Annotated in this window: 10 protein-coding genes; all 10 read right to left on the bottom strand. The window is 46.9% G+C overall.

The features are described 5' to 3' along the window. Positions 1-100: 100 nt before the first annotated feature. On the bottom strand, positions 101-2,263 hold the full coding sequence (gene wzc / locus AWX27_RS09725; protein WP_060421456.1) for a tyrosine-protein kinase Wzc: 2,163 nt from the start codon (positions 2,261-2,263) through the stop codon (positions 101-103). Positions 2,264-2,276: 13 nt separating this feature from the next. Beyond that, a complete protein-coding gene (locus AWX27_RS09720) occupies positions 2,277-2,714 on the bottom strand; it encodes an arsenate reductase/protein-tyrosine-phosphatase family protein (RefSeq protein ID WP_060421452.1) in 438 nt (145 codons plus the stop codon). Next, positions 2,711-3,853 carry a polysaccharide export protein gene (locus AWX27_RS09715; RefSeq protein ID WP_046897001.1) on the bottom strand — a complete coding sequence of 381 codons (1,143 nt, stop codon included), beginning with the start codon at positions 3,851-3,853 and terminating at the stop codon, positions 2,711-2,713. The genes AWX27_RS09720 and AWX27_RS09715 overlap by 4 nt, the downstream gene beginning before the upstream one ends. 213 nt (positions 3,854-4,066) lie before the next feature. Continuing rightward, positions 4,067-5,398: a hypothetical protein gene (locus AWX27_RS09710; RefSeq protein WP_060421450.1), complete on the bottom strand. Its 1,332-nt coding sequence runs from the start codon at positions 5,396-5,398 to the stop codon at positions 4,067-4,069. Between the two features lie 168 nt (positions 5,399-5,566). Beyond that, complete coding sequence (locus AWX27_RS09705; RefSeq protein ID WP_060421447.1) at positions 5,567-6,460, bottom strand: sugar phosphate nucleotidyltransferase; 894 nt, start codon at positions 6,458-6,460, stop codon at positions 5,567-5,569. Positions 6,461-6,506: 46 nt separating this feature from the next. Then, the gene (gene galU, locus AWX27_RS09700) at positions 6,507-7,403 is read right to left on the bottom strand and encodes a UTP--glucose-1-phosphate uridylyltransferase GalU (RefSeq protein ID WP_060421444.1); all 897 of its coding nucleotides are present in this window, start codon (positions 7,401-7,403) and stop codon (positions 6,507-6,509) included. Positions 7,404-7,566: 163 nt separating this feature from the next. Continuing rightward, complete coding sequence (locus tag AWX27_RS09695) at positions 7,567-8,628, bottom strand: glycosyltransferase (RefSeq protein WP_230200976.1); 1,062 nt, start codon at positions 8,626-8,628, stop codon at positions 7,567-7,569. Positions 8,629-9,205: 577 nt separating this feature from the next. Then, positions 9,206-10,108, bottom strand: coding sequence for a hypothetical protein (locus AWX27_RS25040; protein WP_072265453.1), 903 nt, complete (start codon positions 10,106-10,108; stop codon positions 9,206-9,208). Between the two features lie 102 nt (positions 10,109-10,210). Beyond that, positions 10,211-11,317: a dTDP-4-amino-4,6-dideoxy-D-glucose aminotransferase VioA gene (gene vioA / locus AWX27_RS09685; protein WP_060421435.1), complete on the bottom strand. Its 1,107-nt coding sequence runs from the start codon at positions 11,315-11,317 to the stop codon at positions 10,211-10,213. A 19-nt stretch (positions 11,318-11,336) separates the two neighbouring features. After that, positions 11,337-12,767, bottom strand: a complete 1,431-nt coding sequence (locus AWX27_RS09680; protein ID WP_060421433.1) for a lipopolysaccharide biosynthesis protein — start codon at positions 12,765-12,767, stop codon at positions 11,337-11,339. Between the last annotated feature and the right edge of the window lie 473 nt (positions 12,768-13,240).

The raw sequence follows: 13,240 nt of genomic DNA, 5'->3' as shown, positions 1-13,240 counted from the left end.
AAACTTATAAAATCAAGATTTTAATCTATTATATGAAATCATGAGAAAGCAGCCCCGCAGGCCATAGTATGAACTGCGGGGCGTGGGTTATTTCTCTAGCTTATTCTGACTTGCTTTCGTAACCATAATTATAATAACCATAGCCGTAGTAACTGCTGGCTTTCTTCACGATGGCGTTGAAGATAACCCCTTTAATCTCTACGCCGCTGTTTTCAAAGCGAGACATGCTCACCTCAACTTCTTTCTGCGTCGTCACACCAAAGCGAGTTACCATCATGTTGGTACCAGCATGACGCCCCACAATAGAAGCATCGGTTACCGCCAGAATCGGTGGTGTATCCACCAGCACCAGATCGTAGTGCTGTTGCGCCCAGGATAGTAGCTGGCTGAAACGCTGATGCATCAGGAGTTCCGAAGGGTTTGGCGGCACCTTGCCACGCGGAATGAAGTCAAGGTTAGCGACTTCCGTTTTGCACAGCGCTTCCTCCATAGGAACTTGCCCGGACAACACGGCCGACAGCCCTTTATCGTTAGACACATGCATGACCTCATGCACACGGCCACGGCGCATATCGCCATCTACCAGCAATACTTTCAGCCCGGATTGGGCAATCACGGCAGCAAGGTTACTACATACGAATGTCTTACCAATTTCTGGCGATGCCCCTGAAATCATCAGCACATTATTCTTCGCTTCCAACATGGCGAAGTGCAAGCTGGTGCGCAAGCTACGAATCGACTCCACCGCCAAATCAGCCGGGTTTGCCAATGCCAACAGCATGTCACTATGTTTGGAGCGTCCTTTGCTGCGGCTGAACAGCATATCCTTTTTCTGCTGAGTCTCAGAAATAGGGATGCTGGCATAAACGCTAATTCCCAACTCCTCAAGCTCGTCCGGCGTTTCGATCCCTTTGTGCAACAATGCACGCAGGAATACCACCCCGGAGGAGATCAAAGCGCCCAGGAAGGTGAATAACAGGATCATCAACGTTTTCTTCGGCGATACCGGATTTGGCGACGTGATCGCACTGTCGACAATGCGAACGTTACCGATAGTGCTGGCTTTGCTGATGCTCAACTCTTGCTGCTTATTCAGCAGCTCCATGTAAATTTCTTGCCCAGCCTGAACGTCACGAGTCAAACGCAGAATTTCCTGCTGCGTCGCCGGCATAGTGCTAATGCGCTTATTAAAGCGATCCCGTTCATTGGTAAGCGTCTGTCGCTTATCCATCAACGCTTTATATGCCGGGTGGTCCTTGGTATATAGCTGCGAAATTTCGGCTTCTTTCAAGGTGAGCTGATTCAGCTCCGATTCGACACCAACAACCGAATCCAGCAACGATTTGGCTTCAAGCGACATGTCGACCGAATCCTTTCGCTGGCGATAGCTATTAAGCTTGTCTTCCGCAATCTCCAGTTGCTCGCGAACTTTAGGCAGTTGCAGCTCTAGGAATTTCAGACTCTTACCGGCTTCTTCCGATTTACGCTCAACGTTCTGCTGCAAATAGTTTTGCGCGATGCTGTTCAGAATTTTTTGAATCAGTACCGGATCGTCCCCCGTATAGGTCAGCCCAAGTACGCCGGTATCCTTACCTTTATCCGCAACCGTCAGGTTTTTGGACATTTCCTGCATGACATTGAGCGGGGTGCGTTTGATGACATAAAAAGTAGTGCCGACATCCGCATCAATATCGCTGACCAGTAAAGTGAAACCATTGCCTGACGCCAACTGGCCAATTTTGCCATTCAGCACAGTTGAACCATCCGCAGTAAGCTGATACTGCCCCTCTTTGCCAACGGTGAGTTCCAACGGAATATTCAACCACTTCTCCGGCACTACCAAGCGCGATAAGGCGATCTTGGCCGGCTCTTCATCCATCAATCGAGCCCAACCGCGGCCGAAAATGGGGAAATACTTCACCACGGAGCTCGTTTCGAGGCCAAGATCCTGAATCGTTTTTCCCATTACCATTCGTGACTGAATCAGTTCAATCTCAGCCTGACTTTGCGGTTGACTGTCTGGAAGAATGGAAGAAATATCCGTCAATAGCGTATTGCCAACGTTACGCTCTACTTGTACCAATGCATCCGTTTCATATACCGGTGTCGCAAATAAAACGTACAGCAAGCTCAACACGCTAAACAGGCTGGTGATGCCGACAATCAGCCACTTGTTGTCTACCAGTTCCCCCAGCAGGCGGCGTAAGTCGATTTCTTCAGGCCTCTCTGCAGAACCACTAGGCAATTTATTCTTTTCTGACATAACAATTCTCGTATTAGGAAGCTAGCACTTTGGCCCATTTACTCGCAGAGTTGGACAACATTTGATAAACATATTCAAAGGCCTCCAAACTTTTCCGATAGGGGTCATCGATTTCCTGCTGCCCCATCCAATGGCCGAACAACATGGTTTTTCCTCTGACTTCCGGAGCGATATTGCCGACCATATCGATATGACGTTTTTCCATCACCAATATCAAATCATACTCACGGCATAGTGCTGATGTGAGTTGACGCGCGACATGTCCGTCCAGCGATACCCCATGCTTTTCGGCTGTGATTTTCGCATTAGCGTCGGCGCCTTCTCCCACAACCGCCTGCAATCCTGCCGAGGCCACTTTCTTGCCGGGAAGCATTTGACGCAACAGCGCCTCTCCCGTTGGCGAGCGGCAAATATTGCCAACGCAAATGACCAGAATGGAATCAAACTTCATTGCGGCCAGCTCCTGATATAACGCACGGTTTCAACCATATCGTGAACACCTGCAATGGTCGGCACCAGTTGAGTAATAACGCGGTTCCAGCGAACTATTGGTGCGGTGGTAACATAAACAATGTCGTATGGCTGTAGCTGGAACTCGGTTCCCAATACCATCGCCGTCGCATCGCTGGCGTTCAACTGATAAATATCGGCAATCTTGCCTTCTGGCTGTCTGCCACGCAGCGGTCTGATGACGAAAATACCGGTCGCATCCGACATGGCCTGATCAACGCCGGAGGCATTACCCAACGCTTCTGTCAATGTCATGCCACTACGATCCATTTTCAGCGTGGATTGCTGCTTAACTTCGCCCATCACAAAGACTTTCAGATCGTCGTTGCGCGGAACATAGAGAATATCACCAGGATAAAGCAGGTGGTTTTCCTGCAAGTTGCCGTTCTGCATCAAAGCCTGCAGCGAAATAGGGATTTCCTTGCCGTTATGGGTCAACACCGCATTACGCCAATCGGCATTTTCCGTCAAACCACCGGCGGCATTGATGGCATCCAGAATGGTCAGAGGAATATTGGTGATAGGCTGTTGACCCGAGGTTTTCACCTCACCTGTCACGTAGACTTTCTGTGAACGGAAAGCCGCGATGCTGACATCAACCTGTGGGCTTTCAATATATTTGGCCAGGCGATTGGCGATATCCTGCCGGATCTCCACCACGGTTTTGTCCACCACCTTTACCTTGCCGATGTACGGATAGAAAATGGTGCCGTCCGCATGGACCCAGTTGCCGCTATCGCTGGCGCTGCGGTAAGTACCGGCCGGCGTCGTCAACTCAGGGTGATCCCATACGGTAATCATCAATACGTCGCCGATGCCGATCCGGTACTGATGCGCTTTCAGCTCACGATCAAGCTGCGGGTTCGCTTGGGCGATCACCGGCTTGCCGCGCAAACTCTCGAGCAGCTTTGGCGTCATCGGATAAACGTTGACCCGCTTGTTGAGATCGAAATCTTCATCCTGCTGTCGGACAACATCCTTGTTGCTGGTACTAAGATGCTGTCCAGGAGCGATAGTACAACCAGCGAGCAGCGCACTAGCGATCAGAACGGCGACTCGCTTAGTTTTCATTTTTCTCATGTCTACTTACTACCATCAGTTATTTCAGATAAAGGAAAATGGCGCGTCAGGGAGTGGCCGGAACATCTGTCCAGATGTTTCTTATGTAGCACCCCGCTTGCGAGTAGCTGCCACGCCAAAAGGTAAAGGGTATTGATGAAGAAAGATACCTGTTTATTCTCACAAAAAGGCCTTCCCTCATCAACAACACCGCCCGCATGCAGGCGGTTTACATTACGCCCCCAACATGTTCCCAGGAGCACTTTTTATCGCCGGCATTTTTTTCTCCCTGACGACCTGCGGCCGGCAATAAATCATCGAAAGATACACCAGCGTATACATGAGCAAGTTACAGGGGAAATTGGCGAAAATATTGTTGGTAAAGAACTCAACCGACAATGAGTAGAATAAAAGAACAATCGCGATATTATCGTTCTCACGCCCCTGGAGGCACAGGTAGAGCAAGATGAGGAACGCCGTGGAGACATAGATAAACACGCCAATAAAGCCATAATTGCTCATGATGTAAATGTAAGTGCTATCCAGCGCCTTACTGTTCACCTTTAGATCTTCACTCGGCCCTGAAGTCCCGTTTACGCCAACGCCCAACCCGGTGTAGAACTGGCCACGACCCTCCATATCCCTGATAATATCAGCATGTTGTAAAACACGAATGTAGATAGAGTTATAAGCCACATCCTTGTACCGCGTGAAGGCGAGTTTATTATAGACGTCCATGCTGTTAAAGACGTAGGTCATCGCCGTGAACACCACAACGGTGGCAAAGAAATAGATCATTTTTGCGCCGCGCACGCGGCTAAACATCATATATACCGCTTTTACGCCAAAATACAGCGCAATCGCCAGCAATGTCGTTTTATAGGTCGTCAGCACCATTGCCGCTACGAGCATGGCAAACATGACCAATTTCTTCCAACCGCGGTACAACTTGGTTTCCAGGAGACAAACAATGGCGAAAAATATCAACGTGCCAGAGTTGATGAACGATGTCATGGTTCCCATCGCCCGAAGTCCCCATAGCGTATTATCAAGACGTACGCCAGATGCGCCGCCGGCATTGTTCATATCATCTATGGCGAGGACCGACATGAAGAGCGAAGAGAATGCGCTTTCAAAGTACACGAACACTGAGTTGATCATGCCGGTGATAATGACGACCTTAACCATCTTCAGATAGATATGCTCTTTTGACTCTCGGCTATTGACGATAAATGCAACTGCAGCGACAAACAGAAATGGCACTACGTCATTCTTAATCTGATAAGCAACCAGAAGACGATTGGAATCTATCGTAAGTATAAGATAAATAACCAAAAATGGCATAAGAAAGATCAAGAGCAGCAAAACCTTTCTGATATTTATGCTCCGTTTCATAAATACGAATAACGTGCAAGCCGTGAAAAGCACGATGATCAGAATCTCTTTCCATATTTTTATCAACGGGTTATCGAATTTAACCGCGATAATGGAAAAGACACCCGAAAACGTGAATAAAAAGAGAAAAACAACCGCCGCCAAGTGTAATTTATAGTCTGATATTTTCATATTCCATAACCGTTAGATGGTTTTCTCTGATCGTATCATCTATCCGGCTAATGCCGCCACGATGCTTCACGCTCAAAAATGGCCCTCAGCCACAGCGCCCCGCTTCGACGGGGCCATTATCACTTTTTGCCTTTGGCAGGGCCCTGTACATTGAGCAGACAAAAACGTTTACGCTACGAATTCCGCCAGCCATTTGCGAAACGCTTCCCCCTGCACAGGGTGGCGTAGCCCGTAGCTGACAAACGCCCTCAGGTAACCCATTTTTTCGCCGCAGTTAAACGACTCCCCCACCAGGCGCACCGCATCGATGGCTTTATCCCGGAGCAGTCCGGAAATGGCATCGGTGAGCTGTATGCGCCCCCAAGCACCAGGTGCCGTCCTTTCCAATACTGGCCAGATGTCCGCGGATAAAACATATCGGCCTACTGCGGAAAAATTTGAGCTGAGTTTAACTTCAGGCTCCGGTTTTTCGATGATGGAGAGCATGCGACTGCTGTCTCCCGGCTGCAGATCCGGATTTTCACACGCCACCGCAGAGTAATTCCGCAAAAGAGCGGCATCCATTTCCTGCACCAGCACCTGGCTAACGCCCGTCGTTTCAAAACGCGCGATCATGTGGGCAAGGTTATCTTTTTTGGCATCCGAGGTGGCATCGTCCAACAAGATATCCGGATGAACGACGACAAAAGGGTGATCGCCCACCAGCGGTTTGGCGCACAGTACCGCATGCCCCAACCCCCTTGCTTGCCCTTGACGGATATGCATAAGCGTAACGCCTTTCGGGCAAATGGACTGCACTTCGTCCAGCAGTTGCCTTTTCACCCTGGCTTCGAGCATGGCTTCAAGTTCGAAAGAGGTATCGAAATGGTTTTCGATCGCATTCTTGGAAGAGTGCGTGACCAGGATAATTTCCTTGATCCCCGCCGCCACACACTCTCCAACGATATACTGAATGAGTGGCTTGTCGACTATTGGCAACATTTCTTTAGGAATAGCTTTCGTCGCTGGCAGCATCCGCATGCCAAGCCCTGCTACGGGGATAACCGCTTTCAATGTCGTCATCGAATTTACCTTTAACCTATTGAGCCGTCGTACGGCAGGCACTAAATTAGCCTTTAATTTTCTGCTTCAACCACTGATTGAAGGCTTGCCCTTCCGACGCATGGCGCACGCCGTACTGCACAAATGCTTTCATATAACCCAGTTTGTCGCCGCAATCATGTGATTTACCGCTCATATGGAAAGCTTCTACCTTTTGCCGTTGCATCAACATAGCAATCGCATCGGTCAACTGGATCTCATTGCCGGCCCCGGGCGGGGTCTTTTCCAACAACGGCCAAATGTCGGCAGACAACACGTAACGCCCCACGACGGCCAGATTGGAGGGGGCAACGTCGCGCTCCGGTTTTTCCACAATGGCTGACATGGCCGCACTCTCTCCGGCGTTCAATTCAACGCCGCCGCAGTCAACCACGCCATATTTTGATACATCCTGTTCCGGCACGGGTTCAACCATAATCTGGCTTACTGCGGTTTGCTCAAAACGCGAGATCATTTTGGCCAAATTATCACGCAGCGGATTACACGTCGTATCATCAAGCAAAACATCGGGTAAGACCACCACGAAAGCGTCGTCGCCCACCATAGGTTTAGCGCAAAGCACCGCATGCCCCAGCCCCTTTGCCTGCCCTTGGCGCACTTGCATAACGGTGACATCTGGCTGACAGATCGACTGAACCTCTTTCAACAGCTGGCGTTTGACGCGGGATTCGAGCATCGCCTCCAGCTCAAAAGAAGTGTCAAAATGGTTTTCAATCGCGTTTTTCGACGAGTGGGTGACCAAAATGATATCTCGGATCCCTGCCGCAACGCACTCGTCCACAATATATTGAATCAAGGGCCTATCGACGACAGGCAACATCTCTTTCGGAATCGCCTTTGTGGCGGGAAGCATTCGGGTTCCCAATCCTGCAACAGGGATTACGGCTTTGATTCTTTTTTGCATAGTTTCTATCCAAATGAGACATGTAGGGTGCAATTTCCGGCGGCCTGCAAAGGTGAAGGCTCACCGCCTGCGCAGCGGATTGGCGTCAACCGAACCCGTTGGCTATGCACAAATGATTCCGCACACCGCGCCCGCCATAGGTGCACGCGGCTAAAATCGCCTTTTAATCAACCAGCTCATTATATTTATTGAAAATTTCATCAACCTTTTTCACGTCGAAACTCACATCCCGCAAACCGCTGACATGCTTGAGAGCCGACGAAAAATCTCGGGTCAGATCGCAAACCTGGCCGTTTTCACTGTCGATGATTTCGTTGATTCCACCCGGATAGTTGTTAGCCAAAACAGGCGTACCGCACAGCAGCGACTCAATGACGACGTTTGGATATCCTTCCCAACGAGAACTCGAAATAAACACGTCAGCCTGCCGCATGAAGCGATACGGATTATCCGTGCTATCGATAAAAGTAACCCGCTCCTCCAACGTCAACTGCCGACGTAAGGCAAGTAAAGCGGCCTTGTCCTCCCCCTCACCGATAATAGTCAGGTGATAGCGCGGATCGTCGACCTTGGCGAATTCGTTCAGCAGTAAATCGAAACCTTTTTGGTATGTCAGTCGCCCAATGCTCAACAGGTTAATCTTGTTCTCGTTGAAACATGGTTCACCGTCCCGCTGCGATAATGCGTTGATATAGCGATAATCGAGGGGGTTGTTGATTTTAACTATCTTATCGGCAGGAATTTGGAAGTTTTTAATCAAATCTTCACGCATATCATCACTTTGCGCGACGATTTTGTCATAATTCTTGTAACTGTACTGATAGAGAAACTTAACGATCGCGCTCTTTTCAAACAAACTCGGCAAGTTCGACTCTCGCGCAATTGTTTTCACTCGCTTGCCGAACAGGAACAAGAAAGGTGAAATAACCGCATTGGATGTTCCTGAACTGATGAACAGCGTGCTGACATTTTTTTCCCGGCAGACTCGCCGGATCCCGGTCAAAATTTTTGGGAAAGAGAATCTGGCCCGCCCGGAGATGTTCAGATACGTCACTTCGACGTCCGGGCGTAGCTCTTTGACCAGCACGTTCAGGCTTGGATCATTTTTGTACAGCAGCAACATTGGGCGAAAGCGCGTTCTGTCCAGGTTGTTCAATAAGGTGAAAATAACCCGATCCGCACCAGTCAGTCCTAAAATCGGCATAACAAAAAGAATGTTCTTCACTACCCATAACCCCGTTCTAGATACATGTTCAACACCTGCCAAAGGTCCACCACAGCGTCGGAAACCCGGTTAGGCAACTCACTCCCTCATTGCGCGCAAAAAACCGAAAGCGCTTGCTCCGACGTTCCAGGCACGCTACCGCCCTCGGCTTTCATGGCCAATATGCTATGGCAACATGCTCTCAGCCAGGTAACTGACGTAATTACATAAACATCGTCAGCGCCGCTTTCTTGCAGTTCAGCAAACGGCTATTTTGTATTATCGCCTCGATAAGTGATGTCATCTCTAAATATGCACCAAATTCTTATACGATTAACTTACTGATACAAGGCTTACATCGCCATGAAGAGATTTTTAGGAATAAGACTACTTAGCATCCGAACGAATTGAATTAAAGAAGATACTCAATCTGTCGCCCTTTTGCTGCAAAGCCGTTACAAAATCATTCATAAAAATCATTCATGTATTCCCCTCCCCCGATAACATCCAACGAACGTTAATTCTGGAGAACAAAATCAATTCAGCCTCCAAATTATATACAGCATGAAATTCAACTAACCGTTATTTCTGCAAAAGGTCATTTTGAAAAATAGTTTTCAACTTCTGCCAAAAATACCTTAACGTTTTCTATCGTTTCAATTTCTTTGTTTTTCAAGTTTTTCTTCGCTGATTCCATCTCCGCTCTGGCCTGTTCTATTTGGTCAAAGCCATAAGCAAATCCCAATCTAGACTGTGAGTTGGGATACCACTCGTCAATACTAAGCCCTGGTTGAGGAATAATAACCGGTACACAACCACACATAATGGCAAACCAGCTATATGCCGTATAAAGATCGTAGCTGACAAAAATATCAGAACGCCGCAGAATAGAGGCCACTTCTCGGTGAGAGAGGCCGTCAATCAACGTTGAACGGTCCACATCATGAACCATCTCACGGTCTTTACCTTTACGTAAACAGTAGGCGACAGCCGTTCGCTCTTTCTCTGTACCAATATCATTATAATATTCGTCAAAGAAGTGCGTGACGCGCAGAGGATGCTCAGAGGTTTTCGAACCATGGATGGCGAAGTCGCTGCCAAAGGAATCGTATGAAAAATACAACTCACCTGAAAAATAGTTTACCTGGCCTGAATGATAGCCAGGGTGATGCAGAAACCAACGGACAACCTGTTTGCCCCCGATAGGGTTACCGCTAATGTTCTCAGGATAAACTACGCAAAAATCTTCCAGCTCTTTTTTAGTGATTCGTCTTTTAACTGGCGTATTAAAAGAAGGATTAGTATTATATTTACCGAAGCTCACTCGCAAGAAGGACTTGGCGGCTCTTAACATGCTTTTAAAATCCGCGCGAGATTCGGTTACGCGCGGATGCAAATAAGCTTCACCACCGAGAGAATTAATCACATGACATAATTTGTGTAAAGCAATGACGCCACCGCTATTTTCATCATATGACGTGGCAACAATTAAATACTTCATTCCTTACCCTTTATAAATTTTTTGCCATATAATTATCATCTACGTTCAATTCATGGGCACATTTAATCTTATAATATAGAGTTATAATTGTGCCCTTCGGATCTAGCACTCCCTGATCAAAGTAATGATCAGATTCAGATCGTCATCTTCCAGCGCATCGAAAATAGGCAGGCACAGCACCTTATCAGAGATGGTGTTCGCATGCTTCAGATTCTCAGGAGCAGCGGAGGCATAGCCGCGGTACATTGGCATATTACTGATTAATGGATAAAAATATTTCCTAGAGAGAATATTGTTGTTCTTCAACTTATCATAGAGCTCATCACGAGTGAGTGGAAATTCTTTCTCGATCAGAACGGGAAAATAAGAATGATTACTATTGGAGTCAGGTGACAATTTGGACAGCGTAATGCCCTTCACTGTCGACAGCACTTGACGGTATTTTTCATCAATCTCTTTGCGCTTTTTGATTGCTTGATCGATATACTTCAGCTGTACCAAACCAAAGGCTGCATTGATCTCACTCATTTTCCCATTAATTCCAGGAGCCGTTACCGTCAATTCATCAGCAATACCAAAGTTTTTCAGGCGATCAATACGTTGCTTGGTTTTTGCATCAGGGCTGATGATAGCTCCACCTTCAAAAGTATTAAATACTTTTGTGGCATGGAAACTCAAGATAGAAAGATCACCATATCTCAGCAGACTCTCACCTTTGTAGTTTATACCAAAGGCATGCGCAGCATCATAAATAACCTTCAAACCGTAGTTATCTGCAATCTTTTGAATCTCTTCAACGGCGCAAGGATTAGAATAGCAATGCACAGGCATGATTGCAGAGGTTCGAGGCGTAATTGCCGCCTCAATCTTTTTAGGATCGATATTGTAACTATCGCTGTCGATATCAACAAAAACAGGCGTCAAACCATTCCAAAGAATAGAGTGAGCAGTCGCAACAAAGGAGTAAGGGGTGGTGATCACTTCGCCAGAAATACGCAATGCCTGAAGCGCCGTAATCAAAGCGATAGTCGCATTATTGAATAGAGAAATATGCTCAACGCCTAAATAATCGCAAAGCTCACTTTCCAGTCGTTGATGAAATGGACCATTATTGGTTAGCCAGCGATTTGACCAGATCTCCTCCAGATAAGGGACAAATTCGCCAAGCTCAGGAAGAAATGGCTGTGTTACAGGAATATTCTTTTTCATGCTAATCCTTATCGTGAGTTTATTTTTTTACTGCAGTGAAGATAATCTTCAGCAAATCTCTTTGGAATAGTACCGAATACATTATATAGAGAATAGCCGGAATACATATCGCGATAAAGATCTCAACAGGCAACGAAAAAACAAATGCCTGGTTAAGATAAAACGCGCTTGCAGCGCTCATAACAGAACCTAACCACAATGACCATAAAGCTTTAAATTGAGTCAATTGGCCAATCTGCGTAAGCTGGCTTGTATAGTAAGTATTGATAATCAAAGAAAGATATGAGTGAAGCACAATGCCTATACACATAGCCGTGATACTGATTTGCATAGTGACCAACAAAATCGCCACACCCAACACTTTCTTGATAACCTCAAGCTTTAGAAACAGGTCCGAACGCCCCTTGACTTGCAGTATATTCAAGTTTATCGCATGAATAGGATATAGCAGGTAGCCAATGCATAAAATCGATAAAAGATGAGAGGCATAAATCCACTTTACACCCAATATCAAGGTCAGCAACGGCGTCGAAGCAACACACAATATCGACAATAGCGGGAAAATGACGAAAGCCGCCAGTTTTAACGTCAGTAAATAGGCCTGATCCATTTTTTCCGGGCTGCTCTGCATGTGGCTAAACATGGGAAAGGTAACCCGCTGGATCACGGTTGTCGCCGTCATTGCAGGTACGCTGGCGAGTTGATTAGCCTGCGTAAATTGCCCGACATAATTCGGCGAAAAATGCTTACCGATAATGAGCTGATAAATATTATTGTAGATCGTTTCCAATAACGATGAACAAAGCAACTTGCTACCAAAACCAAAAAGATAACGAAACGACTCAAAAGAGAACCGATCTTTAGGTTTCCATGGGGAAATAATATTGTACATCACTACGCTGGTTAGCGACGCGAGCAAGGTCTGCGCGACTAAGGCCCATACGCCGTAGCCTTTCCAAGCCAAGAACAACGCAATCGTACCACTCACCAACACACTTAAAATTGAAATTTTCGCCTGCGATTTGAAATCCATCGCGATCGTCAGATTGGTTCTGGGAATAACCAGGAATGAGTTAAAGATAACGGCCAGCCCCAGCACTTTCAGTAATAAAGATAACTCACTTTGATTATAGAATCTGGCCACGCTATCCGCACTGAAATACAGCACGGCATAACAAACCAACGACACCGTGATATTAAAATAGAAGGTAGTGGCAACATCGGCCTCGCTACGTTCCGGTTTGCGTATCAATGCCGCACTGAAGCCGCTATCGACAAAGACCTGGGCTACGGCAATAAACACCGCTAGCATGCCAACCAGACCAAATGAAGTCGGCCCCAGCATTCGCGCTAAAATCAGCATTACGCAAAGCTGCACTCCTTGCGCCATCACTCGTTCCAGCGCACTCCATTTCAGGCCTCTGGTTGTTTTTTCTTTCAGTTTTTCCATTACATTTTTATCACTATGGTAAATTCATCGAAATTGTATATGCGGGAAATATCTGCTCCGCTCAAAAATGTAAATAATGGCGAGAGGATAACGGTACGAGAGCCAAATGCCGCCTGTTTTTCTGACATTATTATTTTGAACTCAGCGACTCCGATTATCCTGTCGGACTTGTCGAGAAGAAAAGTGTAAATCCCCCTCGCACAACGATGAAATTTCCCAGGGCAGGCTATCTCGCATGAACGCCAGATGATGAGGTGCGAAAATTGACATTTTAATATAAAAAATCAATGGATTACTTAAAAAACATGCCTAATGAACCCTCGCACCGCATCGCTCCCACGCTACCGCCCTTGGCTTGCAGCTACCAAAGCACTGAATCACGCTCGCCTAGTCTATCGACTGAATCTTAATCACACTTTTCTATGAACAGGATTCAGCACCATGATACTTCTGCAATTTGGTTCACATAATCA

The sequence above is a fragment of the Serratia sp. 2880STDY5682894 genome (assembly GCF_001537385.1).
GTDB lineage: Bacteria > Pseudomonadota > Gammaproteobacteria > Enterobacterales > Enterobacteriaceae > Serratia > Serratia nevei.
The sequence above is the reverse complement of the archived record's forward strand: the minus strand, read 5'-3'. Positions and strand labels throughout refer to the sequence as shown.

Coding starts and splice junctions, on each gene's coding strand:
- AWX27_RS25040 (WP_072265453.1), bottom strand. CDS start 10,108: ATGAAGTATTTAATTGTTGCCACGTCATATGATGAAAATAGCGGTGGC.
- AWX27_RS09680 (WP_060421433.1), bottom strand. CDS start 12,767: ATGGAAAAACTGAAAGAAAAAACAACCAGAGGCCTGAAATGGAGTGCG.
- AWX27_RS09710 (WP_060421450.1), bottom strand. CDS start 5,398: ATGAAAATATCAGACTATAAATTACACTTGGCGGCGGTTGTTTTTCTC.
- vioA (WP_060421435.1), bottom strand. CDS start 11,317: ATGAAAAAGAATATTCCTGTAACACAGCCATTTCTTCCTGAGCTTGGC.
- wzc (WP_060421456.1), bottom strand. CDS start 2,263: ATGTCAGAAAAGAATAAATTGCCTAGTGGTTCTGCAGAGAGGCCTGAA.
- AWX27_RS09720 (WP_060421452.1), bottom strand. CDS start 2,714: ATGAAGTTTGATTCCATTCTGGTCATTTGCGTTGGCAATATTTGCCGC.
- AWX27_RS09705 (WP_060421447.1), bottom strand. CDS start 6,460: ATGACGACATTGAAAGCGGTTATCCCCGTAGCAGGGCTTGGCATGCGG.
- AWX27_RS09715 (WP_046897001.1), bottom strand. CDS start 3,853: ATGAGAAAAATGAAAACTAAGCGAGTCGCCGTTCTGATCGCTAGTGCG.
- galU (WP_060421444.1), bottom strand. CDS start 7,403: ATGCAAAAAAGAATCAAAGCCGTAATCCCTGTTGCAGGATTGGGAACC.